22 protein-coding genes and 1 riboswitch are annotated in these 23,732 nt (G+C 67.8%); of the genes, 11 read left to right on the forward strand and 11 right to left on the reverse strand.

Annotation, left to right across the window (positions count from 1 at the left end; translation table 11 throughout):
• Window positions 1-4: 4 nt before the first annotated feature.
• Window positions 5-1,867, reverse strand: coding sequence for a sensor domain-containing protein (locus NCCP691_RS08945; RefSeq protein ID WP_220807924.1), 1,863 nt, complete (start codon window positions 1,865-1,867; stop codon window positions 5-7).
• A 163-nt stretch (window positions 1,868-2,030) separates the two neighbouring features.
• Between NCCP691_RS08945 and NCCP691_RS08950 the strand changes: the two genes are divergently transcribed.
• The 3 genes from NCCP691_RS08950 to NCCP691_RS08960 all read left to right on the forward strand — a co-directional run bounded on the left by NCCP691_RS08950 (window position 2,031) and on the right by NCCP691_RS08960 (window position 6,374).
• On the forward strand, window positions 2,031-2,324 hold the full coding sequence (locus tag NCCP691_RS08950; RefSeq protein ID WP_220807925.1) for a PsiF family protein: 294 nt from the start codon (window positions 2,031-2,033) through the stop codon (window positions 2,322-2,324).
• 121 nt (window positions 2,325-2,445) lie between these two features.
• Window positions 2,446-3,069: an energy-coupling factor ABC transporter permease gene (locus tag NCCP691_RS08955; RefSeq protein WP_220807926.1), complete on the forward strand. Its 624-nt coding sequence runs from the start codon at window positions 2,446-2,448 to the stop codon at window positions 3,067-3,069.
• A 461-nt stretch (window positions 3,070-3,530) separates the two neighbouring features.
• Complete coding sequence (locus tag NCCP691_RS08960) at window positions 3,531-6,374, forward strand: adenosylcobalamin-dependent ribonucleoside-diphosphate reductase (protein WP_220807927.1); 2,844 nt, start codon at window positions 3,531-3,533, stop codon at window positions 6,372-6,374.
• Between the two features lie 16 nt (window positions 6,375-6,390).
• On the opposite strand, the gene NCCP691_RS08965 is transcribed toward NCCP691_RS08960, so the two are convergent.
• A complete protein-coding gene (locus tag NCCP691_RS08965; RefSeq protein ID WP_220807928.1) occupies window positions 6,391-6,783 on the reverse strand; it encodes a PA2779 family protein in 393 nt (130 codons plus the stop codon).
• A gap of 214 nt (window positions 6,784-6,997) precedes the next feature.
• Between NCCP691_RS08965 and NCCP691_RS08970 the strand changes: the two genes are divergently transcribed.
• Together NCCP691_RS08970 and NCCP691_RS08975 are read left to right on the forward strand one after the other, a co-directional pair.
• A complete protein-coding gene (locus tag NCCP691_RS08970; protein WP_220807929.1) occupies window positions 6,998-7,294 on the forward strand; it encodes a hypothetical protein in 297 nt (98 codons plus the stop codon).
• Between the two features lie 98 nt (window positions 7,295-7,392).
• Window positions 7,393-9,081 (forward strand): cation:proton antiporter domain-containing protein, encoded by a 1,689-nt coding sequence (locus NCCP691_RS08975; RefSeq protein WP_220807930.1) that lies wholly within the window; start codon window positions 7,393-7,395, stop codon window positions 9,079-9,081.
• An 11-nt stretch (window positions 9,082-9,092) separates the two neighbouring features.
• On the opposite strand, the gene NCCP691_RS08980 is transcribed toward NCCP691_RS08975, so the two are convergent.
• Window positions 9,093-9,359: a hypothetical protein gene (locus NCCP691_RS08980; RefSeq protein ID WP_220807931.1), complete on the reverse strand. Its 267-nt coding sequence runs from the start codon at window positions 9,357-9,359 to the stop codon at window positions 9,093-9,095.
• A 254-nt stretch (window positions 9,360-9,613) separates the two neighbouring features.
• On the opposite strand from NCCP691_RS08980, the gene NCCP691_RS08985 reads away from it, so the two are divergent.
• Window positions 9,614-9,781: a hypothetical protein gene (locus NCCP691_RS08985; RefSeq protein WP_220807932.1), complete on the forward strand. Its 168-nt coding sequence runs from the start codon at window positions 9,614-9,616 to the stop codon at window positions 9,779-9,781.
• A 6-nt stretch (window positions 9,782-9,787) separates the two neighbouring features.
• On the opposite strand, the gene NCCP691_RS08990 is transcribed toward NCCP691_RS08985, so the two are convergent.
• The 5 genes from NCCP691_RS08990 to NCCP691_RS09010 all read right to left on the reverse strand — a co-directional run bounded on the left by NCCP691_RS08990 (window position 9,788) and on the right by NCCP691_RS09010 (window position 14,484).
• Window positions 9,788-10,465 (reverse strand): SOS response-associated peptidase, encoded by a 678-nt coding sequence (locus NCCP691_RS08990; protein WP_220807933.1) that lies wholly within the window; start codon window positions 10,463-10,465, stop codon window positions 9,788-9,790.
• Window positions 10,466-10,524: 59 nt separating this feature from the next.
• Window positions 10,525-11,418, reverse strand: coding sequence for a LysR substrate-binding domain-containing protein (locus NCCP691_RS08995; protein ID WP_220807934.1), 894 nt, complete (start codon window positions 11,416-11,418; stop codon window positions 10,525-10,527).
• A 296-nt stretch (window positions 11,419-11,714) separates the two neighbouring features.
• Window positions 11,715-12,761 carry a porin gene (locus NCCP691_RS09000; protein WP_220807935.1) on the reverse strand — a complete coding sequence of 349 codons (1,047 nt, stop codon included), beginning with the start codon at window positions 12,759-12,761 and terminating at the stop codon, window positions 11,715-11,717.
• Window positions 12,762-13,067: 306 nt separating this feature from the next.
• Window positions 13,068-13,592 (reverse strand): hypothetical protein, encoded by a 525-nt coding sequence (locus tag NCCP691_RS09005; protein WP_220807936.1) that lies wholly within the window; start codon window positions 13,590-13,592, stop codon window positions 13,068-13,070.
• Window positions 13,593-13,656: 64 nt separating this feature from the next.
• A complete protein-coding gene (locus tag NCCP691_RS09010) occupies window positions 13,657-14,484 on the reverse strand; it encodes a nucleotidyltransferase family protein (protein ID WP_220807937.1) in 828 nt (275 codons plus the stop codon).
• 105 nt (window positions 14,485-14,589) lie between these two features.
• Here NCCP691_RS09010 and NCCP691_RS09015 point away from each other — a divergent pair, with 105 nt between their 5' ends.
• Entirely contained in the window at window positions 14,590-15,342 is a 753-nt protein-coding gene (locus NCCP691_RS09015) for a metallophosphoesterase family protein (protein WP_220807938.1), read from the forward strand.
• 30 nt (window positions 15,343-15,372) lie between these two features.
• Here NCCP691_RS09015 and NCCP691_RS09020 read toward each other — a convergent pair whose 3' ends face one another.
• Window positions 15,373-16,092 (reverse strand): SDR family oxidoreductase, encoded by a 720-nt coding sequence (locus NCCP691_RS09020; RefSeq protein ID WP_220807939.1) that lies wholly within the window; start codon window positions 16,090-16,092, stop codon window positions 15,373-15,375.
• 113 nt (window positions 16,093-16,205) lie between these two features.
• Between NCCP691_RS09020 and NCCP691_RS09025 the strand changes: the two genes are divergently transcribed.
• The 3 genes from NCCP691_RS09025 (at window position 16,206) to NCCP691_RS09035 (ending at window position 17,813) form a co-directional block, all read left to right on the forward strand.
• Window positions 16,206-16,850, forward strand: a complete 645-nt coding sequence (locus tag NCCP691_RS09025) for an MBL fold metallo-hydrolase (protein ID WP_220807940.1) — start codon at window positions 16,206-16,208, stop codon at window positions 16,848-16,850.
• A gap of 47 nt (window positions 16,851-16,897) precedes the next feature.
• Window positions 16,898-16,986: riboswitch (cyclic di-GMP riboswitch) on the forward strand.
• A gap of 59 nt (window positions 16,987-17,045) precedes the next feature.
• Window positions 17,046-17,369, forward strand: a complete 324-nt coding sequence (locus NCCP691_RS09030) for a hypothetical protein (RefSeq protein WP_220807941.1) — start codon at window positions 17,046-17,048, stop codon at window positions 17,367-17,369.
• A gap of 48 nt (window positions 17,370-17,417) precedes the next feature.
• Window positions 17,418-17,813 carry an aminoacyl-tRNA synthetase gene (locus tag NCCP691_RS09035; protein ID WP_220807942.1) on the forward strand — a complete coding sequence of 132 codons (396 nt, stop codon included), beginning with the start codon at window positions 17,418-17,420 and terminating at the stop codon, window positions 17,811-17,813.
• 7 nt (window positions 17,814-17,820) lie between these two features.
• On the opposite strand, the gene NCCP691_RS09040 is transcribed toward NCCP691_RS09035, so the two are convergent.
• Window positions 17,821-19,959 (reverse strand): putative bifunctional diguanylate cyclase/phosphodiesterase, encoded by a 2,139-nt coding sequence (locus tag NCCP691_RS09040; RefSeq protein WP_220807943.1) that lies wholly within the window; start codon window positions 19,957-19,959, stop codon window positions 17,821-17,823.
• Window positions 19,960-20,170: 211 nt separating this feature from the next.
• Between NCCP691_RS09040 and NCCP691_RS09045 the strand changes: the two genes are divergently transcribed.
• Window positions 20,171-21,343 carry a methyltransferase gene (locus tag NCCP691_RS09045; protein ID WP_220807944.1) on the forward strand — a complete coding sequence of 391 codons (1,173 nt, stop codon included), beginning with the start codon at window positions 20,171-20,173 and terminating at the stop codon, window positions 21,341-21,343.
• Here the strand turns inward: NCCP691_RS09045 and NCCP691_RS09050 are convergent.
• Window positions 21,294-23,639 carry a hybrid sensor histidine kinase/response regulator gene (locus tag NCCP691_RS09050; protein ID WP_238482377.1) on the reverse strand — a complete coding sequence of 782 codons (2,346 nt, stop codon included), beginning with the start codon at window positions 23,637-23,639 and terminating at the stop codon, window positions 21,294-21,296. The two genes, NCCP691_RS09045 and NCCP691_RS09050, sit on opposite strands and share 50 nt — an antisense overlap.
• Window positions 23,640-23,732: the final 93 nt, after the last annotated feature.

The raw sequence follows: 23,732 nt of genomic DNA on the forward strand, positions 1-23,732 counted from the left end.
GCCGTCAGCGCCGCGAGACCGACTCCGCCGCCTGCCGCGCCAGCAGCGCCGCGAAGTCGTCCGCCGGCATCGGCCTGCCGTAACGGTAGCCCTGCGCCAGGCCGCAGCCGTTCGCGCGCAGATAGGCTTCCTGCCCCGCCGTTTCCACGCCTTCGGCCATCACCGTCAGCCGCAGCCCGCGCGCCATCGCGATGACGGTGGCGGCGATCGCGCGGTCGTTTTCGTCCTGCTCGATGCCGTCGACGAACGAGCGGTCGATCTTGAGTTCGCTGATCGGGAATCGCTTCAGGTACGACAGGCTGGAATAGCCGGTGCCGAAATCGTCGAGCGACAGCTTCAGCCCGAGATCGGTCAGCGCATGCAGCAGCGCGAGGTTGTCTTCGCTCGGCTGCATCAGCACGCTTTCCGTGATCTCCAGCACCAGTGACGAAGCCGGCACACCGGCCTGCGCGATGATGCCGGCCACGGTCGCCGCGAATCCCGGCTGCAGCACCTGGCGCGCCGACAGGTTGACCGCCAGGGACAGTTCGCGGTGGCCCTCGTGCCGCCAGCGCCCGAGCTGGGCGCAGGCTTCGCGCAGCACCCATTCGCCGATGCGCAGGATGAGGCCGGTGTCTTCCGCCACCGGGATGAATTCATTCGGCGCGATCATGCCGCGTTGCGGCTGCTGCCAGCGCAGCAGCACCTCGGCCGACACGATGCGACCGTTGCGCAGGTCGACCTGCGGCTGATAGTGCAGCCGCAGCTCTCCGCGCGGCAGCGCCTGGTGCAGCTGGCTTTCGATCGTCAGCCGCTGCTGCACCGCTTCGTTGAGCGCCGGCGTGAAGAAGCTGAAGCTGTTGCGGCCGCGGCTCTTGGCGTGGTACATGGCCGTGTCGGCGGCCTGCAGCAGCGCTTCCGCATGCGGACCGTCGTCCGGATACAGGCCGATCCCGATGCTGCCGGTGACATGCAGTTCATGGCCCTCGACGACGGTCGAGGCATCGAGCGCCGCCAGGATCTTTTGCGCGACCACCGCCGCGCCGCCGCCGTCGTCGAGCCCGCCGAGGCACATCACGAACTCGTCCCCGCCCAGCCGCGCCACGGTGTCGCCGCGCCGCACGCACTGCTCCAGCCTGCCGGCCACGATCTGCAGCAGGCGGTCGCCCACCAGGTGCCCGAGCGAGTCGTTGACGTGCTTGAAGTGGTCGAGATCGATGAAGAGTATCGCCGCCCGCTTGCCGTCGCGCCGGGCCTGCGATATCGCCTGCGTCACCCGGTCCTGCAGCAGCGCCCGGTTCGGCAGCCCGGTCAGCAGGTCGTGCAGGGCCATGTGGCGCAGCCGCTTTTCGGTGTCCAGCAGACGCTGGTGGGCTTCTTCCAGCCGCAGATTGGTCTGCCGCAGTTCGGCATTGCTGCGGCGCAGCGCCGAAGTCCTTTCCTCGATCAGGTATTCCAGCCGGTCGCGGTACAGACGCAGCTCGTCCTCGCTGCGCCTGCGCTCGGTGACGTCGCGCACCACGCAGATCAGGAAGGCTTCGCCCTCAATCCGGGCCACGCTCGCCGACAACTCGACTTCGCACAATTCGCCGCCGCGCTTGCGCAAATGGGTGGGAAACAGATGCAGCCGGCCCTGCTGCTCGAGGGAGGCCAGCATAAGGTCGCGCGTCCCCTCGTCGGGCCAGATGCCGAGCGCCAGGGCGCTGCGCCCGATGACTTCGTCGCGCCGCAGCCCGGTGAAAGCTTCGAAACCCGGATTGACATCGACATAGCGGGCGTCGCAGAGGCGGCTGATCGAGATGAACTCGGGCGAGGAAAAGAACACCCGCCTGTAGATGTCCAGGCTGACGGATTCCATGACGGGCGTGGCGGGGAGGGGGCTCCTCATGCCGCTTGTCTCCATTGGTGTGACGCCACCTGGCTTGTCGGCGACTGTCTGTCTTTTTATGTCGGACACCGAGCATAACCTGTTTTCAGAAAGAAATGATCTTCCTTCACATTTGCGCCGGCATGAAATATGCTGAACCGAGGAGAACCGACAAGGAGACACGATGAAACATCTTGCCTTTGCACTGCTGATCGCGCTGCCGGCGCTGGCCTCGACCGCCCACGCCGCCAATGAACAACAGAACAAAATGGCCGCCTGCAACAAGGAGGCGACCGGCATGAAGGGCGACGAGCGCAAGACTTTCATGAAGGAGTGCCTGAGCAAGCCCGCCGCGACGACCCCGCAGAAGGCGCAGCAGGAGCGCATGAAGACCTGCAACGCCGAGGCCAAGGGCAAGACCGGCGACGAGCGCAAGCAGTTCATGAGCCAGTGCCTGAAGAAGCCCGCCGCGAGCTGACCGGTCCGCAGCAGGACAAGCGGGCGTGCGCCGCATCTTGCGCAAACGCCAATAGTCGTCCCCGCTCACCTTTCTATAATGCGCCATGGGTATTTTCTCCTACACTCCGCCCGAAATTGCCGTGTGGCCCGCGATGGCCGCCGCCTCGCTGGTGTTATGGGACAACGTCCGGCGGGCACCATGGCGTACCCTGGATGAGCACGGCGCGTTTTCCGCCTGGTGCATGGCGGTCATCCTGCTGCCCCTGACCTGGCATTTCTCGGTTGCGCTGCCCAACGCGCCCGCGCTGCACCTGCTCGGTATGCCGCTGTTCGTCCTGATGTTCGGCCGACGGCTGGCGATGGCCGGCATCGCACTCGCGGTGCTTGCCTACACCGGCATGAACCCGCACCTGTGGCAGAACATCGGCGTCAACCTGCTGCTGCTGGCCATCCTGCCGGCCTACTGCGGCGAGGCGGTGATGCGCGCGGTCGAACGCTTCCTGCCCCACCACCTGTTCGTCTACCTGCTCGGCAACGGCTTTTTCGGCGCGATGGTGATGCTGGCGCTGGTCGGCATGCTGTCGCTCGGCGTGCAGCGGCTGTGGATGGCGCCGTCCCCGATACAGGGCGATGCGCTGGCCTTCATGCTGCTGCTGTCCTGGGGCGAGGCGTTCATCACCGGCTTTCTGCTCACGATGTTCACCATCTACCGCCCGCAGTGGGTGCTGACTTTCGACGACGAGGTCTATCTGAACGGGAAGTAGGCGCAGGGGCCGAACGGGAAGGTAAAAAGTCGTCCGCTCCCCGATAAAGATTTGGCCATTCGCCGTCATTCCGTTGTAATATTCCGCCACCAGAAAAATCCATGCAAAGGATGCCGAGGAGACCCGAAAGCCCGCCGGCGGCGACAGTCCGGCGGGCTTTTTATTTCCGCTGATATACACAAAGCGTATATCGCTCATCACGACTGTGAAGCGGACACGGACAGGCGAGGCCGATATAGTTCTCCCTGTCTCCTCCAACTCTCCTAGAATTGGATTCACCCGCAAGCCGCAAGGCCTGCGGGTTTTTTTTTGCCTGCGGCCCGCCGGCGATCCCGCCCGGATTTGCTTGACTCAAGTCAAGGGCGGAAATTTTTGCCGATCGCTAGAATGGCCGCACCATCAGGCGACAGCTACCCGCTGCCCGCCGCCCTTCCTGTCCCAGCCGGTCCCGAGGAGTCACTATGCATCAACTGGAAAGCGCTTCAATCGCGCTCGCCGAACCCCAAGACATTTCCACCGAAGTCCTGATCGAAAAATACGCCAAGGGCGACGAGACCACGATCGGGCAGGTCATCACCCGCGTGGCGCGCGCGCTCGCGGAGGTGGAACCGGCCCGCGCCCGCAAGCAGCGCGCCGAGCAGTTCCTGTGGGCGATGCGCCACGGCTTCATTCCCGCCGGCCGCGTCTCCAGCGCCGCGGGCACCGGCCTGCAGACCACGCTGATCAACTGCTTCGTGCAGCCGGTCGGCGACTCCATCACCGAGGATGCCGCCGGGAAGCCCGGCATCTACACCGCGCTCGCGCAGGCGGCCGAAACCATGCGCCGCGGCGGCGGGGTGGGCTACAACTTCTCCGCGATCCGCCCCAAGGGCGCCCAGGTCAAGGGCACGGGCAGCAGCGCCTCCGGCCCGATCTCCTACATGAAGGTGTTCGACCGTTCCTGCGAGACGGTGGAGTCGGCCGGCGCCCGGCGCGGCGCGCAGATGGCGGTGCTCAATGTCGACCATCCGGATATCGTCGACTTCATCACCGTCAAGCAGGAAAAGGGACAGCTCAACAACTTCAACGTCTCGGTCGGCGTCACCGATGTCTTCATGCGCGCCGTCGAAGCCGACACCGAGTTCGAACTCGTGCATGACGTCGAGCCGAGCGCGGAGCTCAAGCGCCGGGGCGCCACGCGGCGCGAGGATGGCAAATGGGTCTACCGCAAGGTCAGGGCGCGCGAGATCTGGGACCTGATCATGCAGAGCACCTACAACGCGGCCGAGCCGGGCGTGCTCTATCTCGACCGCATCAATGCCGACAACAACCTGGCGTGGTGCGAAAGCATCGAGGCCACCAATCCCTGCGGCGAGCAGCCGCTGCCCGCCTATGGCTGCTGCTGCCTGGGCAGCCTCAATCTCACCGCCTACGTGGAGCAGCCCTTCACCGAGCAGGCCCGCTTCGACTTCGCCAGGATGGCGGAGGTGACGAAGATCGCGGTGCGCATGCTCGACAACGTGCTGACCGCGACCCGCTGGCCGCTGCCGGAGCAGGCCGCCGAAGCTGAAGCCAAGCGCCGTCTCGGCCTGGGCTTCACCGGCCTGGGCGATGCGCTGATCATGCTCGGCCTGCGCTACGACAGCGAAGCCGGACGCAGCCTCGCCGCGGAGATCTCCCGCATCATGCGCGACGCCGCCTATGAAGGCTCGGTGGAACTGGCCCGCGAACGCGGCGCCTTCCCGCTGTTCGATGCCGAGCGCTACCTGGCCGCGGGTTTCGCCTCCCGTCTGCCGGAGCACCTGCGCGAGCAGATCCGCCAGCACGGCATCCGCAATTCCCACCTGACGTCGATCGCGCCGACCGGCACCATTTCGCTCGCCTTCGCCGACAACGCCTCCAACGGCATCGAGCCCGCCTTCTCCTGGTTCTACAACCGCACCAAGCGCATGCCCGACGGCAGCAAGAAAGACTACACCGTGGAGGACCACGCCTACCGCGTCTACCGCGCGCTCGGCAACGACACCGCCAAGCTGCCGGAAGCCTTCGTCTCGGCGCTGGACATCTCCGCCACCGACCACATGCTGATGGTGGCGGCGGTCGCGCCCTACATCGACGCGGCGATTTCCAAGACGGTCAACGTGCCGGAAGACTATCCGTACGAAGACTTCAAGGACCTCTACATGGCCGCCTGGCGGCGGGGGCTCAAGGGCATCACCACCTACCGCCCCAACGGCGTGCTGGGCGCGGTGCTGTCGGTGCCCGCCGCCGACAACGCGCCCAAGCCGATGACGCTGTCCGAGCAGGACAAGCGCCTGGTGCTCAAGGAGCTGGCGGTCACGCCGGTGCTGGCCTCGCTGCGCTGGCCGTCGCGCCCCGGCCTGCCCGCCGGGGCCAGCGCCTGGGTCAGCGAGATGATCGAAACCCCGCAAGGCGAGTTCGCGGTGGCGGTCAGCGACCAGGCCGGCGTGCCCTTCGAAGTCTGGGTGCTCGGCGGCCAGCCGCCGCGCGGCCTGGATGCGATCGCCAAGACCCTGTCCACCGACATGCGGGCCAACGACCGCGGCTGGCTGCGCAAGCGCCTGTCCCTGCTGTCGAACGCATGGGGCGACCCGTTCGACATGCCGATGCCCCCGCACGGGCAGCTGCTGCAGGTGCCCAGCGCCACCGCCGCCTTCGCGCGGCTGGTCGCCTGGCGCTACAACCAGCTCGGCGCGCTCGACCAGAAGGACAACGATCCGTCGCCGGTGCTCGACGCCCTGTTCGCGCCGCACGAGCCCAAGACCGGACCCGACGGCACGCTGGCCTGGGTCGCTGACGTGGTCAACCCGGCCACCGACGACGACTTCGTGCTGATGCTCAAGGAGCTGCAGATGCCGGACGGCACCCGCCGCCCCTACAGCATGTGGCTCACCGGCGGCCACCCGCACACGCTCGACGGGCTGTGCAAGCTGCTCAGCCACGACATGCGCGTGGTCGACCCGGCCTGGATCGGCATGAAGCTGCGCAAGCTGCTCAACTACGCCGAACCGCGCGGCGATTTCATGGCGCGCGTGCCGGGCGGCGACAAGCTGGCCAGTTATCCGTCGACCGTGGCCTACATCGCCAGGCTGGTGATCCACCGCTACGCGATGCTCGGCATCCTCACGGAGGAAGGCATGCCGGTCAAGGCCATGGGCGTGGTCACCGACGAACCGCGTCAGGCGGTGCGCGCGGCGCCGCAGCTGCATGGCAAGACCTGCCGTGAATGCGGCAATGCCAGCGTGATCAAGAAGGACGGCTGCGAGTTCTGCACCGCCTGCGGCGCCATCGGCGCCTGCGGCTGACCGTTCCGGCGGTCCGTCAGCGGACCGAGTTAATGAACGGGAAGATGTCGGTCACGCCGAGCAGGTCGGTGACGACCAGCAGCACCACGATCAGCCCCAGCGTGGCGAAGAAATCGCCGCCCGCCGGGGCGCTGTCGAGGTGGGCGGCGAGCGCGCTCGCCTCTTCGTCGCTCAGCGCCGCCACGCGCGCCCGCGCATCATCCGCATCGACGCCGAGGGCGGACAGCCGTTGCGCGACCTGCGGCCGCTCCAGCAGCTCGGCGATGCGGGCGCGGCCGGCCGCGGAGGAGGGAGCGGCGACAAGCTGCTCGGTGGTGACGATGGCGGCGCCGGCTGGCTGGGCGAGGCCGCCCAGCATCAGCGCGAGCGTGACCAGCGAGGCGGTGGACCGCTTGAGTTTCGGCATCATGACGTCTGCTCCTTCGCGAGTGGAGATGTGAGCCCGGACGGGCCACGCCTTCCAGTCTTTCATCTGCAGCGCCGGGCGGTTTGACCGGTGTCAGCGCCCTCCGCCGGCCCGGGTGCATCGGTGGCGGTCGCGCTACAATGCCCGCAAAGGACCGGCCGCATCTTGCCGCGCGGCCCGTTCCGTTCCCAATCAGCGACCGCCCCTTGTTCCTTTAATGAGAAGCATCCTGCTCGCATTCCTGTTGCTGGTCTTTGCCGTCCAGGGCCTCACCGTGGCCGTGGGCGGCAATCTGCTCGCACAGGCCGCGGCGCAGGACTACGGGCATGAGGAAGGCGGCGCGGCAGACAGCGTCCAGGCGCCGGTCGATGCGGATATCGAAGAGATGTCCGATTACGTCGCGGCGGCAATGGCCGCCGCGCAGCCGGACCGGCCTCGCACGAGCACGCCGCAGTCGGCGCAGCACCCGGAATCGATCGATCTGCCGCGCGCGCCGCCGCCGCCCCGGGCCTGAGCGGATCGAGGCGCGCCCGAGCGCGCCGCCTGTCGTTGCCGGCGCCGACGCCGTTGCCCGGTGCGGCGCCTGTTCGCTCATTCAATCGTCCGGCTTCCATGCACCACAACCTCAGTCTCATCACCACCATCTCCGCCGCCTTCGGGCTCGCGCTCATATTCGGATTCGTCGCCGTCAGGATGAAGCTGCCCGCCCTGGTCGGCTACCTGATGGCCGGCATCCTGATCGGCCCCTTCACGCCCGGCTACATCGCCGATGTCGACCTCGCCAACCAGCTCGCGGAAATCGGCGTGATGCTGCTCATGTTCGGCGTCGGCCTGCACTTCTCGCTCGACGACCTGATGGAAGTGCGGCGCATCGCGCTGCCGGGCGCGGTGCTGCAGATCGCGGCCGCCACGGTGCTCGGCATGGGACTGGCGTGGATGATGGGCTGGGGCATCGGAGCGGGGCTGGTGTTCGGCCTGGCGCTGTCGGTCGCCAGCACGGTGGTCCTGCTACGCGCGCTGGAAGAGCGCGGCATGCTGGAGACCATGAACGGCCGCATCGCCGTCGGCTGGCTGGTCGTGGAAGACCTGGTCATGGTGCTGGTGCTGGTGCTGCTGCCCGCCCTCTCCGGCTGGCTCGGCGGCAAGACCGAGGGACCGAGCGGCTCGCTCTGGTCCACCCTGGCGTGGACGCTGGGCGAGGTGGCGCTGTTCATCGGCCTCATGCTGGCGGTCGGGCGCCGGATTTTTCCCTGGCTGCTGTGGCAGGTCGCGCGCACCAACTCGCGCGAGCTGTTCACGCTATGCGTGATCGCCGCCGCCGTCGGCATCGCCTATGGATCGGCCGAGCTGTTCGGCGTGTCGTTCGCGCTCGGCGCGTTCTTCGCCGGCATGGTGCTGCGCGAATCCGAACTCAGCCACCGCGCGGCGCAGGAATCGCTGCCGCTGCGCGACGCGTTTTCGGTGCTGTTCTTCGTCTCGGTCGGCATGCTGTTCGACCCGCGCGTGATCATCGATCAGCCGCTGCAACTGCTCGCCACCGTGCTCATCATCGTGCTCGGCAAGTCGCTGGCGGCCTTCGCGCTGGTGCTGGCCCTGCGCTATCCGCTGCATACCGCGCTCACGGTCTCGGCAAGCCTGGCCCAGATCGGCGAGTTTTCGTTCATCCTGGTCGGTCTCGGCCTGTCGCTCGGACTGCTGCCGCAGGAGGCGCAAAGCCTGGTGCTCGCCGGCGCGATCATCTCCATTGCGGTCAATCCCTTCACCTTCCGCCTGATCGAGCCGGTGCGGGCGCGGCTGCAGGCGCGCGCCGGCTACCAGCGCCGCGCCGACCCGCTGGCAGAACTGCCGGCGAGCGTGCCGAGCGAGAAAGTGACCGGGCAGGTGGTGCTGGTGGGCTACGGCCGCGTCGGCCGGCAGATCGCGGCCACGCTCGCCTCGCGCGGGACGGCTTGCGTGGTGGTCGAACAGAACCGCGAACTGGTGCAGATGCTGCGCCAGAAAGGCGCCTGGGCGGTGGCCGGCAACGCGGCCGAACCCGCGGTGCTGATCCAGGCCCACATCGCGCGCGCCAGCGCCCTCGTCATTGCGACGCCGGATACCTTCCACGTGCGCGCGATGATCGAGACCGCGCGCATCCTCAATCCCGGCATCTGCACCGTCGTGCGCACGCACAGCGAAGAAGAGGCCGCATTATTGCGGCAGGAAAAAGCGGGCGAGGTGTTCATCGGCGAGCACGAGCTGGCCAAGGGGATGAGCGCATTTGTGCTCGAGCGGCTGGCGCGCCGGCACGAGGATACGTGAACGCCGGCAGGTCAGCTGAAGTCGGGCACGTCGCGGCGGGCGGTCCCGCGGACGCGCAGTTCGACAATCTGCGCGTCCTGTTGCGTCGCCTCCTCGCCGGCCAGCGCGCAGTCGACTTCCCGCAGCTGCGCGAACAGGCGGTCGCGCTCTTCCCGGAACAGTTCTAGCAGGTCGTCGCTGGACATGTCGGGAGCGATCGAGCGCCTGTCGCGCAGACGATCGAGGATGTCATCGATGCGCGACAGCTCGCCGCACAATGCCGCCTTGCGGGTCAGCATGTCCTGGTGTTTCCTGTCCTGCCGATCGCGCTGGCCGGATCCCCCGGCGGCGCGTCTGCGTTGAAAAAATCGTGTTGCGGGCATTCTCGACTCCGTGCATCTCGTACTGTTGGCGAGTGTCGCCGTACGACAAAAGTTCAGCGATTTGCGCCAGGTCCTGACCTGCGCCGACCCGCCTGAAACCTTGAGGACGCGGCGGCCTCCGAATCGGGACAATGCGGCACATTCGGAAGCGCCATGCGGAGGCCGAGCACATGGAACACGAGAAACAGGCCAAGGAAAAGGTCCGGGAGTACCTCGAACGCAGGCAGGCCGAGCGGCGCAAGGATGCCCGCGCGCCGCTGCACGACGCGGAACAGATACGCAAGGAAATCGGCTGGGGCGAGACGGAACGGCGTCAGACCGACCGCCGCCGGCGCTGAGCGGGATCAGAGACCGGGCAGCCCCGGCTGCGCCTTCGGCGCGGCCTGGCGCGGCGCCGGCCGGGCAACGAGCAGTTCGGCAGGATAGCGCGTCAGAAACGGGCCGCTCTGCTCGGGCTTGCAATGCAGCCACTCGTCATACTGTTCCGGATGCAGGATGACGACCATGCGCTTCTCATCGTCCGGCTTGTGAAAGCGCTGCATCAGCGGATGGCCGTCTGCATTGACGGTCAGCATGGAGAAGGACAGCAGCGGCAGGCCCGAATCCGCCGCCGGCTTGTACTCCCACAGTCCGGCGATGCCCAGCGGCGCGCCGTCCGCCGCCGCGATCTCATGCCGGACCGGCCGGCCCGACTCGTAGCTCGGCTCATAGAAAGCGCCGACCGGGATGATGCAGAACTGGCCGCGCTTGTATGCGCTGCGGAAGCTCGGCTTGCTGGCGGCGGTTTCGCTGCGCGCATTGTAGGTCTGGCGCGCCAGCCGCGGCTCCGCCCATGCCGGAACGATGCCGAACATGCCCAGCGCGCAGGCGCGGTCGCCCGGCACCGAATCGGGACCCGGCGTGCGGATGAAGGGCGCCATGTAACCGGGGAAGGATTCCGCCTTGTACTCGGAGTCCGGCGGCGCCACGCCGAAATGCTGTTCCAGCTGCCGGCGTGTGGAGGGTATGTAGTTCGCGCACATGCCGCTCATTCTAGCCCCGGCGCGCGATCGCGGTTTGAGGGCGCGCGGGGCCGGGTCGATCAGACCGGCGTGTGCTTCGCCTCGGCGAGTAGCCAGCGGGTGAAGTGTTCGAGCGCGTCGCTGGCCTTGCGGTCCTTCGCGTGGACCAGGTAGTAGCCATAGTCGCTGCGGAGCGCCTCTTTCTCGAGCAGCACCAGCTTGCGCCGTCGTAACTCTTCCTCCACCAGGAAGCGAGGCAGGATGCCGACGCCGAGCCCTGCGGTCAGCGCCGGGATCATGAGCGTGTACTGTTCGTACTTCTGGATGAGGCGCGCATCGTATCCGGCGACGCCGTGCCCGGCGAACCAGCGCTCCCAGATGTTGGGCAGTTCGATATGTTCGAGCAGGCGATGCCGCAGTACATCCGCCGGCTGCTCGACCGGCATCTGTTTCAGCAGGGCGGGACTGCCGACCGCGTAGAGTTCGCGCCCGAGCAGGTAGTGGGCGCGCACGCCGGGCCATTTCCCCCGGCCGAAGCGAATCTCGGCGGTCAGCGCGCCGGACTTGGCATCGTGCGTGAGTCGCGGGGTGAACTCGACATTGATGTCGGGGTGCCGTCGATTGAAGCCGGCCAGCCGGGGGATGAGCCACTTCTGGCCGACCGCGGCCGGCAGCCCGAGATGGATGACGCGGTCGTCGGCGCGCAGCGCGCGTATTCTCGTCGTGCCCTCGGCGAGCAGCGCCAGCGCCGGCTTGACCGCATCCCAGTAAATCTGCCCCGCCAGGGTCAGCTCCAGCCCGTGATGCACGCGGTTGAACAGGGGCAGGCCCAGGTGTTCCTCGAGGGCATGTATCTGCTTGCTCACCGCGCTTTGGGTCAGACAAAGTTCTTCCGCCGCGCGCGAGCAGGAGAGATGGCGCGCGGCAGCGTCGAACACACGTATCGCCGTCAGGGACTGAGGTAGCTGTTGCATCGTCATGGGACAAGATGGCATTGCGGGCTATTTCTTTTCCGGTCCGGCGGGGCAAGCACGGGCAGCGCGTCGCTATCCCCTCCGGTAGGTGTATTCAGGTACGCGTTTATATCCGCCGCGGTGTTGCACGCGCCGCGCATGCCCCCGGTTCAGCTCATGCGAACCGAGCAGCCGAAGCGGATGAATCCAAGAAAAAAAGGCCCGCGGGGGAGGCGGGCCAAAGCCAATCCTAGGGGATCCGTGGATTGGAGGAGACAAGCGTAGAAACTGTTGCGACTGAATCGAAAACTTCGAAGTTAGAAGCGGTGGCGGACGCCGGCGATCACGCCGCTCTGGTTTTCGCCGGCGATGATCGAACTGCCGAAACCGTTGAGGCCGAGATTCGAACCGGACTTGTTGCGGGCATGGCCAACCGTCAGGTAAACATCGGTGCGCTTGGACAGGGCGTAATCGGCGGACAGAACCAGGCTGGTGGGGTCCGCGCCGCTGTCGCGGCGGTCGGTGTGATAGACCACACCGGTCAGCTTGAGCGCGGGGCTTGCGTCCCAGCTCGCGCCAACCCAGTACATGTTCGAGCGGACGTTGGGCGTGCCCGCGGCGACGAGTTCATCCTTGAGCCAGCGATAGCCCACGAAACCCTTGACCGGACCCATCTCGTAGCTGCCGCCGACGGCCATGCGGCGGGCGCTGTCGCCGGCCGTGGCCACGGTATTGCCCTGGAACTGGTCATATGCGAAACCGACGCCGAAGGGGCCGCTCGCATACGCCACGCCTGCGCCGACGTTGCGCGAGACCTTGGTGCTGCCGGGCACTTCACCGTCCGCATTGCGGCCGAAGCTGTAGAAGGCGGTGGCGATGACCGGGCCGAAGTTGCCGGTGTACTTGATCGCGTTGTCGGCGCGGCCGGTGAACAGCGGGTCGTGGCTCAGCGCGGAATAGCGGCTGGCGAAGGCCATCGGGTCGTACTTGATGATCACGTCATACAGGGCGTTCTGCTGGCGGCCCAGGGTGATGGCGCCGAAATCTCCCTGCAGTCCGACGTAAGCCTGGCGGCCGAACAGGCGGCCGTTCTGTCCGAGCGCGCCGGTGTCGATGTCGAAGCCGTTCTCCAGGAGGAAAACGCCCTTCAGGCCGCCGCCGATATCCTCGGTGCCGCGAAATCCGATACGGGAACCGGAGAGGTTGCCGGACGACATGCGGAAGACATTGTCGTCGTCGCCGCCGGCATTGGTGAGGAATTCCACGCCGGCGTCGGCGATGCCGTAGATGGTGACGTTGGTCTGCGCATGCGCCAGACCTGCTGCCAGCAAACCTGCGCCAGCGAGAAGGAGTTTGGTTTTCATTGTTTGTCGGTCCCTAACGAATTCTCTGATGATTGGAAGCTGCAGATACTTGGTTCTGAACGGCGCCGCATCAAGCACGACTGCCTGGTTCAGCCCGTTGCCGTAGGTCATCTGGCCGGGTGAAGCGGAGTATCGATCGATTAATCCGGTGTTAGCAAATGATTAAAATTCCGGCGCCCATTCCGAATAGGAATGGGACGCGCGCGGAGACGATCGGGAAGGCGGTCGCCCGACGGCTACGGAAAAAGTAGCAATCGAACGGCGCGGGAAGAGGGAATCAGGCGCGCTGCCGCGGGCGGGCAGGTCTTACCGGGCGGGCTGCAGCATGACGCCGGCGGGGGCAGGCTGGGGCGGCAGGACGGGCGCGGGCGTCGCGGCGACGCCGGCCGGCGCCGGGGCGGTTACCGTCGGTGCCTGTTGCGGGATGTCGACAGCCGGCGCGGGCGGGACCGGCGGAAGAATGACTTCGCGGTATTCCCGCAGAATCCCGCCGCCGGCGACGCTGCCGCTCGCTGTCCCTTCGTCGCGGGCGCGGCGCACGCAGGCATCGCGCTCGGCGGCCGGCAGCGCTTCGCAGCGCTTCACGCGGTTGGCCTCGTATGCGCCGCCGCTGTCGAACTCGCCCTTGCGGGCCGCCTGGCGCGCGGCCGCCGCCTCGCGCAGGCAGGGAGCGCGTTCCGGCTCGGGCCGCTGCATGCAGGCGGCGCGCTCGTCCTGATAGCGCTGGTCGGACGCGGTGCCCGCCGCGAACGCGGCCGGAGCGGCCGCGAGCAGGCCCGCCGCGAGGGCGGCCGGCAGTAAGCGGGGGCGGGGTGGTGTCAATCCGTTCATGGCAACCTCCTGAACTTGTTCGCGAGAAGATTGTACGGGACGCCCGGCCGGACTCCCGATGCCGCTAGTCGGGATCGTGATCGTCCGAGATGGCGCGCGTCCACTGCTCGGTATCTTCGGGCGTCATCTTGCCGACCGGCGCGATGCGGCCGTCCTGCAGGCCTTCGCGCCGGATGTCGTTGAGATACTGCTCGCGCGAGAGCAGGGTGCCGAGGCAGAGGCTGCTGTCCGGCGGTTCGCTGTGGGTTTCCTTGTGCAGGCGTTCGATCAGTTCATCCATGATTGCCGCCGGCACGATGTCGCGATGGGCCGGGTAGACGAAGCCGAACAGCACCAGGTGGCTGAGCAGCACCCGCCAGTGCGGCTCGAAGCGCCGGAACATCCGCGGCCAGTCGAGCAGGTGGCCGCGCGCACGGATCAGGTGCGCGATGTCGGCGCCGTCGAAGCGTTCCTTTTCCATGATGAACGCCTTGGACCAGATCATTTCCTCCGCCGGGCATATCTTCACCGGCACGCCCAGCACTTCCCCGGGCGACGCATGCTCGAACCAGGCGTCGTCGACCTCGGCGATCGCATTGCCGGAACTGAAGATCAGGTCGATGTAGACCTCCTGATGGTGCACCTTGCCGAGCCAGTGCGGATAGGTCAGCTCGCACTGGTAGCCGGCCGCGCGCAACGCCTCCCCGATGCGGTCGAAATCGGCGCGGCGGATGAAGATGTCGAGGTCGCGCGTGGGGCGGTTGACGTCGGTATGCCGGTTGAAGGCGTAGGCGCCGCCGATCAGGTAGGGCAGCGACGACGCGTTGAGTGTCTCGAGCACGCCGCGGTAGAAGCGCGCGGTGTCGGCGTCGGTTTCGTCCACCGGATGCGACACCGGTACGGGTTCGGTCATTTTCATTGTTCCCTCGAAGAAAAGAGGTGATGACAACCGGAATCAGCAAAACTTATGCCACCAGGCTGCGGTCTGTAAGGGGTGTCACGGACAAAGGAGGAACGGGTGATTTCCAGGGACAAAATCCGGTTTGCCGCGGTCGGCGACCTGCATTGCACCAAGGACTCGGGCGGATCGCTGCGCAGATTCTTCGCGGAGGCGGCCGAGGCGGCCGATGCGCTGCTGCTGTGCGGCGACCTGACCGACTACGGCCTTGCCGCCGAAGCGCATGTGCTGGTCGAAGAACTCGGCGGCGCGCGCATCCCGATCGTCGCGGTACTCGGCAACCATGATTTTGAATCCGACGATCCGGACCAGGTGCGGCGCATCCTGACCGACGCCGGCGTCAAGGTGCTCGACGGCGAGGCGGTCGAGATCCACGGCGTCGGCATCGCCGGCGTCAAGGGCTTCGCCGGCGGCTACGGACGGGGCGCGCTGGGGCCGTGGGGGGAGCGGGCGATCAAGCAGTTCGTCAACGAAGCGATACAGGAAGCGCTGAAGCTGGAATCGGCGCTGGCCAAGCTGCGCACCGAGCAGCGCATCGCGATGCTGCATTATTCGCCGATCGCCGCCACCGTGCAGGGCGAGCCGCTGGAGATATTTCCCTTCCTCGGCACCAGCCGGCTGGAAGACCCGCTCATCCGCTATCCGGTCAACGCGGTGGTGCACGGCCACGCGCACCGCGGCACGCCCGAAGGCAAGACCGCCAACGGTATTCCCGTCTACAACGTGGCCAAGCCGCTGCTGCAGCGGACCTTCACCGACCGTCCGCCTTTCCGCATCATCGAAGTGCCGGCGCCCTCGGCACCCGCCGTGTAAATCTCGCCCGGCGGGTGCGCAAGAATGACTTCAGTCGCGCAGGTCGGCGACCGGGTTGTCGCCGAAACCCGGCGCGAGCAGGAAGTCGACCAGGCGGCGCGCGCAGTCCTCGGGGCTGGTGAGCTGGCCTTCGCGCTTGAGGGCGACGAAACGCTCGCGCAGCGGAAAGCGGTCGCTGCCGACCTCGCGGATTTCCGCCTGCATGTCGGTATCGATGACGCCGGGCGCGAGACTGCAGATGCGCATGCCGGGCACGCCGTCGAGCACGGTGGCGCGCGCATGATGATCGAGCGCGGCCTTGGTGGCGCAGTACACGCTCCAGCCGGGATAGGCCTGGCGGGCGGCGCCGCTGGAGACATGCAGGATGCGCTTTTCCGCCGCCTGCGAGCGCGCGACCGCGGCCGCCAGCATCAGCGGCGCGGCCACGTTGAGCGTCACCGCCTGCGCCACGAGCGCGGGATCCTGGGCGGCGGCGGGACCCACCGGCTGCACGATGCCGGCATTGTTGATCAGCACGACGCTGCGCGCGCCGGCGAGGAAGCCGGGCAACGCGTCGCCGGCGAGCCACTCTCCGAGCGCCGCGGTGTCGCCGAGGTCGAGCTCGTGCTGCAGCAGCCGCTGCGGGAAGCGCGCGGCAAGCGCCTGGTTGGCGCGCCGCGCCAGCCCCAGCACGGGAATGTCGCGCGCGAGCAGTTCGGCGCCGATGGCCGCGCCCAGTCCGCGGCTGTGTCCGGTCAAAATCGCTTTCATGTCGGTCTCCCTCCTGGTCTCGATGCGTTGGCAGATTATCAGGATGCGCGCCTTCCTGCACACGCGCGCCGGCATGGCATACTCACGCCGTTTCAACCTCTTCGGCAAAACCCATGAAATGCGCCATCGTTCCGGTCACGCCCTATCAGCAGAACTGCAGCATCCTCGTCTGCGAGGAGACGGGCAAGGCGGCCCTGGTCGACCCCGGCGGAGAACTGCCGCGCCTGGCGCAGGCGCTCGAAGAGCTGGAAGTCAGCCTGGAGAAGATCTTCCTCACGCACGGCCATCTCGACCATTGCGCGGCGGCGGATCTGGCGCGCCGGCAGTTCGGCGTGCCGATCGAGGGGCCGCACGAGGACGACCGTTTCTGGCTCGATCAGCTGGAGGAGGCGACGCGGCGCATGGGTTTCCCGCCCGCGCAAGCCTTCGAGCCCGACCGCTGGCTGCGGGACGGCGACACCCTCGCGTTCGGCGCGCAGACGCTGGAGGTGCTGCACTGCCCCGGCCACACGCCGGGCCACGTCGTCTTCTTCCATCGCCGGCAGCGGCTCGCGCTGGTCGGCGACGTGCTGTTCCAGGGATCGATCGGCCGCACCGACTTCCCGCGCGGCGACCATGACACCCTGATCCGCTCGATCCGCGACAAGCTGTTCCCGCTCGGCGACGACGTCACCTTCGTGCCCGGCCACGGCCCGGCGTCGACATTCGGCCACGAGCGGCAGACCAACCCCTTCGTCGCGGACCGGCGCTGGGGTTAGTGTGCGCCGCAGCAGGAATTTTTTGACGCTGCTATACTTGCCGCACATCAACTGCAGGGCAAACCGTTTGAAAGAACGGGACGCAAAGCCACCGGCCTAAAGGAGCGACCGCTCCCACGGCAGCGGGGCCGCCTTCCGGGAGCGAAGACATGCTCCAGCCGTCGGCATTGCCTTGCGCTTCTTGTGAGGATTCCCATGCCGAAGCGGTTACTGTCCCTGTTCTTCCTTTCGCTGCTGCCCGGCGCGGCGCTGGCCGAGTGCGGCTTTGCGCAGGGCGAGCAGGGACTGACGATCATCGTCGGCAAGAGCAATCGCTGCTTCGATTCCGGCGGCTTCCGCAACGCATTCCGCGAAACCCTGGTGTCCTCGGTGCAGGCCATGGACGCCGGGACCGCGACCGCCGACGGCCGCAAGCGCTCGATCGACGAACGCAGCGCGCGCGGCGCCAAGCTCTGGAACATCGCCGAAGGCCGCCGCCAGGCGAGCCTGGCCAACGCCGCCTACTACGGCCAGCGCTGAACCGATCGCCATCCCGCCGTCTAATCCGAAGGAGGTGACGGTATGCGGATGAGCGACGAAGAATATTTCCGGTCCTGCGTGGCCAGGGAGCGCCGGCTGGCGCAGCTGCTCGGACATGAAGTCGAGGAATACGCGGACAGCGCCGGCACGCTGTGGGAAGGCCGGACGCCGATGCCGAAGTGGACCCGCGACTGGGCCGCGTGCGGCGCGCTGATCGCCGAGTACGAGCTGTCCATCGCATTCACCCATGCGCCGGGCGAGGCGCACAGCAGCGCGGTCAGCGTCGGCCCGGTGATCGTGCGCCTGGCCGAGCATCCCGATGCCGAGCATGCGCTGCGCTTCGCCGTCGTCAAGGCGGTCGTGCATCTGCTCGAGCATGGCGCCTGCCACCGCATGCCGCTGCGCCGGCAGCATCTGCCGGATCCGGAACCGCCCCATTGCTGATGCGCGCTCAGGCCCGCCCCTGGGCGGCGAGCAGCGCGCTGAAGCCTTCCGGCGGCAGGGGTTCGGAAAACAGATAGCCCTGCGCGTAGTCGCATCCCGCCGCCCTCAGCCAGTCGCGCTGCTGCGCGGTTTCCACGCCTTCGGCCACCACCCGCAGGCCCAGCTTGTGCGCCATGAGGACGATGGTCTCGGCGATGGTGCGCGCATTGCCGGGAGTGTCGGCCTCGCGCACGAAGGACTGGTCGATCTTGAGAAAGTCCACGTCGTACTTCTTGACCGAGGCCAGCGAGGAATAACCGCTGCCGAAGCCGTCGATCGAGACCTGTATGCCCGACTGGCGCAGTTGCAGCAGTCCGTTCTCCACCGCCAGGCTGGGCTTGAGCAGCAGGGCTTCGGTGATGTCGACCGACAGGCTGTGCCAGGCCAGACCCAGGTCGCGCAGCAGCGCTTCCCAGTCGGGCGCCTGCGCGTGCGCGGCGAATTCCACCGGCGAGCGGTTGATGCTGACCTGGAAGGTGGCGCCGGTCTGTTCCGTCCAGCGGCGCGCCCAGGCGGCGGCTTCGCTGAAGACCCAGTGGCCGATCTCGCTGATGAGCCCGCTTTCCTCGGCCTGTGCCATGAAAGCGGCGGGGCGCAGCAGGCCACGCTCCGGGTGCTGCCAGCGCAGCAGCGCCTCGGCCTTGACGATGCGTCCGCCGGCGAGCTCGACGATGGGCTGGAATACCACCTGCAGCTGCCGCTTCGGCAGGGCTTCCCGCAGTTCGCGCAGCAGGGCGAGCCGGCGCGTGGCGTCCTCCTGCATGGCCGGGGTGAAGAAGCGGAACTGGTTGCGGCCCGCCTTCTTGGCGGCGTACATCGCCTGGTCGGCATTGCGCAGCAGGTCCCCGGTCCCGGCCGCATCGGCGGGGAACAGGGTGATGCCGATGCTGCCGGAAATGCTCACTTCCTTGCCGTCGAGGTCGAAGGGCCGCGCCAGCGCATGCAGGATCTTCTGCGCCACGCCGCTTGCATGGGTGGCGCTGTCGAGTTCGGTCAGGATCACGGTGAACTCGTCGCCCGAGAGGCGGGCCGCCATGTCGGACTTGCGCACGCAGTCGCGGATGCGCTCCGCCGCCTCGCACAGCAGGGCATCGCCGGCATCATGGCCGAACAGGTCGTTGATTTCCTTGAAGCGGTCGAGATCGATGAAGAACAGCGCGAGCGGTCGGCCGTTGCGGCGCGACAGCTCGACCTCATGCTCGAGCTGCTCGCGAAACAGCGCGCGGTTGGCCAGGCCGGTGAGGGTATCGAAATTGGCGCGGTGCAGCGTCTCCAGCTCGCCGGAGATGTCGACCGTGGTACCCATCATGCGCAGCGCGCGCCCCTCGGGGCTGCGTTCGACGACGGCGCCGCGCGCCAGTATCCATTGCCAGTCCCCCTGGCGGTTGCGCACCCGGTATTCGAGCAGCACGGTCGGCACCCTGCCGCGCACGCAGGCCATGGTCTCGTCCTGGAGCCGCTGCATGTCGTCGGGATGGGTGATCGCGACCCAGTCCTCGAGACGCGCGCCGATGTCGCCGGGCCCGTAGCCGAGCATGTCGCGGCCGCGCTCGGAAAAGGAGAAGCGGCCGTCGGCGATGTTCCAGTCCCACACGCCTTCGCCGGCCGCTTCCAGCGCCAGGTGCAGTCGCTGTTCGCTGGCATGCAACGCCTGCTGCGCGCGCACCAGTTCCGTCACCTCGTAACCCTGGGCCAGGATGCCTGCCGCGTCGTCGTCGGGGCCCGGGATCGGCAGATAGGACAGATCCAGGAAGCGCTCTTCCGGCGGCGCGTCCGGACCGCGGCGCACCAGCAGCTGCACCGCCCGGCCGGCATAGGGGCGGCGCGTGCGGTAGACCTGGTCGAGCAGGCGGATGAGTTCTTCCAGTTCCGGGTGGGGAAACGCAACCCGGACCGGCTTGCCGATCAGGGGACGCTGGCCGACCAGGTCGTAGAAACCGTCATTGGCGAATTCGAACACATGGTCGGCGCCGCGCAGGATGCAGGCGAAGCCCGGCGCGATCTGGAACAGGCGATGGGCAAGCGTCACGAGCGAGCCGTCGGTGGGCACAGCCGCCTTCGCCGGATTGTCCGGTGTCGGTCGCGGCGCCTGCTCTTGCTGTGTCATCACATGCCTGTCGGATGCGTGGTCTTGCTGGTGTCCAAGCGGATTTTGGACACATGTCCATGTTCATCTTCTAGGAATGACCAGCCGCGTCGAGGTTCCGGCGGCGCGTTTGCGCCAGCGCAGGCGCACTCGCGCGGCCGGCGCAGGGCTTACAATAGCGCTCCCTTCCACCTCCCGTGTCCGCGGCCCCGGCCCGGCATGTCCGCGCGCAATGAACGAACTCCCTTTTGTCGAATGGCATGAAGACGGCGCCGTGAAGCGCGCGCGCTGGCGCTCCGAGGCCGGCCTGCCGCCGCCGCCGCGCATCGTCATCGCGGACGACCGCAGCAATGCCGACGCCGCCTACAAGCTGGCCTGCGAAGGGACGGCCCTGCTCTGGCGGGGCGACTATCAGAACGGGCGGCAGCTGCTGCAGGCGCTGGCGCGGCGGGTGGACCGCAAGCCGCGCAAGCCGCGTCCCGAACCGGCGGACCAGGCCGAGGCCTTTCACCGGCACCGGCAGGCGCAGGGCCGCCGCGCGCGCATCCTCGGCATGCTGCTGCTGCCGTTCGATGCCGGGCATGCGCTGCCGCTGCGCCGCGCGCCGGATGTGCATGCGGCGTGCGAGGAAGTGTGGGGGGAGGCGCGCGAGCCCTACGTGGCCTCGATGCGCGAACTGCTCGGCCTGATCGGCGCCCATGAATGGCGCAAGAAGGGCGTGGAGCTGCCCGCGCTCGGGGCGCGCATCCATCCGCATTACGGCGTGTTTTCGCCGGTGCGCGGCGAGTACATCGACCTGGTGGCCGCCGCGCCGCTGCCGTCGGACGCGCTCGCCTTCGACATCGGCACCGGCTCCGGCGTGCTGGCGGCGCTGCTGGCGCGGCGCGGCGTGCGCAAGGTGGTGGCCACCGACCAGGATCCTCGTGCCCTGGCCTGCGCCCGCGACAATCTCTCGCGGCTGGGGCTGACCGGGCGGGTCGAGCTGCTGCAGGCCGATCTGTTCCCGCCGGGGCAGGCGCCGCTGATCGTCTGCAATCCGCCCTGGCTGCCCGCGCGTCCGAGCTCGCCGGTCGAGGCGGCGGTCTACGACCCGGACAGCCGCATGCTGCGCGGTTTCCTGTCCGGCCTCGGCGCCCATCTCGCGCCCGCCGGCGAGGGCTGGCTGATCCTGTCGGATTTCGCCGAGCATCTCGGCCTGCGCAGCCGCGAAACGCTGCTGGGCTGGATCGCCGAGGCCGGGCTCGAGGTGCTGGCCCGGCATGACGCGAAGCCGCGCCATCCGAAGGCGAGCGATGCCGACGATCCGCTGCATCGCGCACGCGCGGCCGAGGTGACCTCGCTGTGGCGGCTGCGTCTCAGGGCGCCAGCGCCGCCTGCAGCGCCGACAGATCGAACGGTTTCCTGAGCAGCCGGGCCTGCAGCGCCGCGCCGGCGGCACGCGCTTCCTCGGCGCCCGATGCGATGATCAGCCTGAGGGAGGGCATCTGCCCGCGCGCCAGCCGCGCCAGTTCGATGCCCGACATGCCGGGCAGCATGACGTCCGTCAACAGCACACCATACTCGCCGCCCCGCAGTTCTTCGAGCGCCGCTTCGGCGCTGCCCACGCCGTGCGGCGCATAGCCGAGCGCCTCGAGCAACTGGCATACCGTCAGCCGCAAGTCGTCGTTGTCGTCCACCACCAGGATGCGGCGCTTGTCCGCCGCCTCGGCGCGCACGCGTTCGGCGCGCGCCGACAGCATCTCGCGCACCTTGCGCGCCAGGTCTTCGCGCCGGTAGGGCTTGCTCAGCAGTTCGATGCCGGGGTCGAGCCGGCCGCCGTGCACGATCGCGTTCTGCGTATAGCCCGAGGTGAACAGCACGGCCATCGTCGGCTGATGGCGTCGCGCCTGCCTGACCATGTCGGTGCTGCGCAGCGGACCGGGCATGACCACGTCGGTGAACATCAGGTCGACCGGCAGGCCGCTGCGGATGATGGACAGGGCGGCCTGCGCGTCGTCGGCCTTGAGCACGCGGTAACCGAGGCCGGCGAGCATTTCCACCACCGTCAGCTGCACCCGCGGATCGTCCTCCACCACCAGGACGGTTTCGTCGCCGCCGACCACCGGGCCGCTGCTGCGCGCCGGCGCTTCCTCTTCCTGCTCGAGCGAACGCGGCAGGTAGATGCGCACCGTGGTGCCGTGGCCGGGCTCGCTGTAGATCTTGATCTGGCCGCCGCTCTGCTGCACGAAGCCATAGGCCATCGACAGGCCGAGACCGGTGCCTTCGCCTTCGGCCTTGGTGGTGTAGAAGGGTTCGAACACCCGGTCCAGCACCTCCGGCGACATGCCGCAGCCGGTATCGGTAATGGCGAGCATCACATAATCGCCGGGCACCACATCGGAGGCGCCCACCAGCGGCTCGCCGGCGAGCATGGCATTGCCCAGCTCGATCGTGAGCTGGCCGTCGCCGCCCATGGCGTCGCGGCTGTTGAGCGCGATGTTGAGGATCACGTTTTCCAGCTGGCTCGGGTCGACCAGCGTATTCCACAGATCGTCCGCGACATGGGTATGGATCGAGATGGAGTCGCCGAGCGCGCGGCGCAGCAGCGCATCGATGGCGCGCATCAGCCGGGCGAGATTCGTGACCCGGGGCTGGAGCGGCTGGCGCCGCGCGAAAGCCAGCAGCTGCGAGGACAGCCGGGTGCCGCGTTCCACGCCCTCCTGGGCCAGCGCCAGGTGGCGGCGCGCCTGTTCGTCGCCCTCCACCCGCGGCTGCAGCAGCTGCAGGTTGCCGCCGATGATCTGCAGCGCGTTGTTGAAGTCATGCGCGACGCCGCCGGTCAGCTTGCCGATCGCTTCCAGCCGCTGCGCGTGGGCCAGGCGCACGCGGGCCTTTTCGAGCTGCTCCTCGGCCTTGCGTTTTTCGGTGATGTCGCGGGTGATCTTGGAAAATCCGACCAGCTGATTGCGTTCGTCGCGGATCGGCTGGATCAGCACGCTGGCCATGAAGCGCGTGCCGTCGCGCCGCACGCGCCAGCCCTCCCGCTCGTACTTGCCGGTGCTCGCCGCGATGTCCAGCGCGCGCCGCGGTTCGCCGGCGGCGCGGTCTTCCTCGGTATAGAAGCGCGAGAAATGGGTGCCGATCACATCCGCCTCCGGATAACCCTTGATGCGCTGCGCGCCGTAGTTCCAGTTGCTGATGATGCCGTCGGGATCGAGCATGTAGATCGCGTAGTCGGTCACGCCCTGCACCAGCAGGCGGAAGCGCTGCTCGCTGGCGTCGAGCGCCTCGCGCGCGATGCGGCGCTCCGTCAGGTCGCGCGTGACCTTGGCATAGCCGATGAAGCGCCCCTCGGGATCGTGCAGGACGTCGAGCACCGCATTGGCCCAGAACTCGGTGCCGTCCTTGCGCACGCGCCAGCCCTCGGATTCATAACGCCCTTCGCGCAGCGCGGTGGCCAGCGCGCGCTCCGGGTCGCCGGCCAGGCGTTCCTTTTCCCGGTAGAAGCGGGAGAAATGCTGCCCGATGATCTCGCTTTCCTGGTAACCCTTGATCCGCTGCGCGCCCGCGTTCCAGCTGTTGACCGTGCCGTCCGGGGTGAGCATGAAGATCGCGTAGTCGACGACGCCATGCACCAGCAACCGGAAAAGCTGGTCCTGGGCCATGGGTTCGGTGCGGGGGGAGGGGGTCGCGGACAAAGCGTCGCCTGTTTTCTCATTCATGGGAAATGCATTGTAAACAGCTTCGGCCGGGCCTGTAATAAAACAGGCACGGCACATGCCGTCGCCATTCTTTCCCTCATGCACATTTCTGCG

It is taken from the genome of Noviherbaspirillum aridicola (assembly GCF_019656455.1).
Taxonomy (GTDB): Bacteria; Pseudomonadota; Gammaproteobacteria; order Burkholderiales; family Burkholderiaceae_D; genus Noviherbaspirillum; species Noviherbaspirillum aridicola.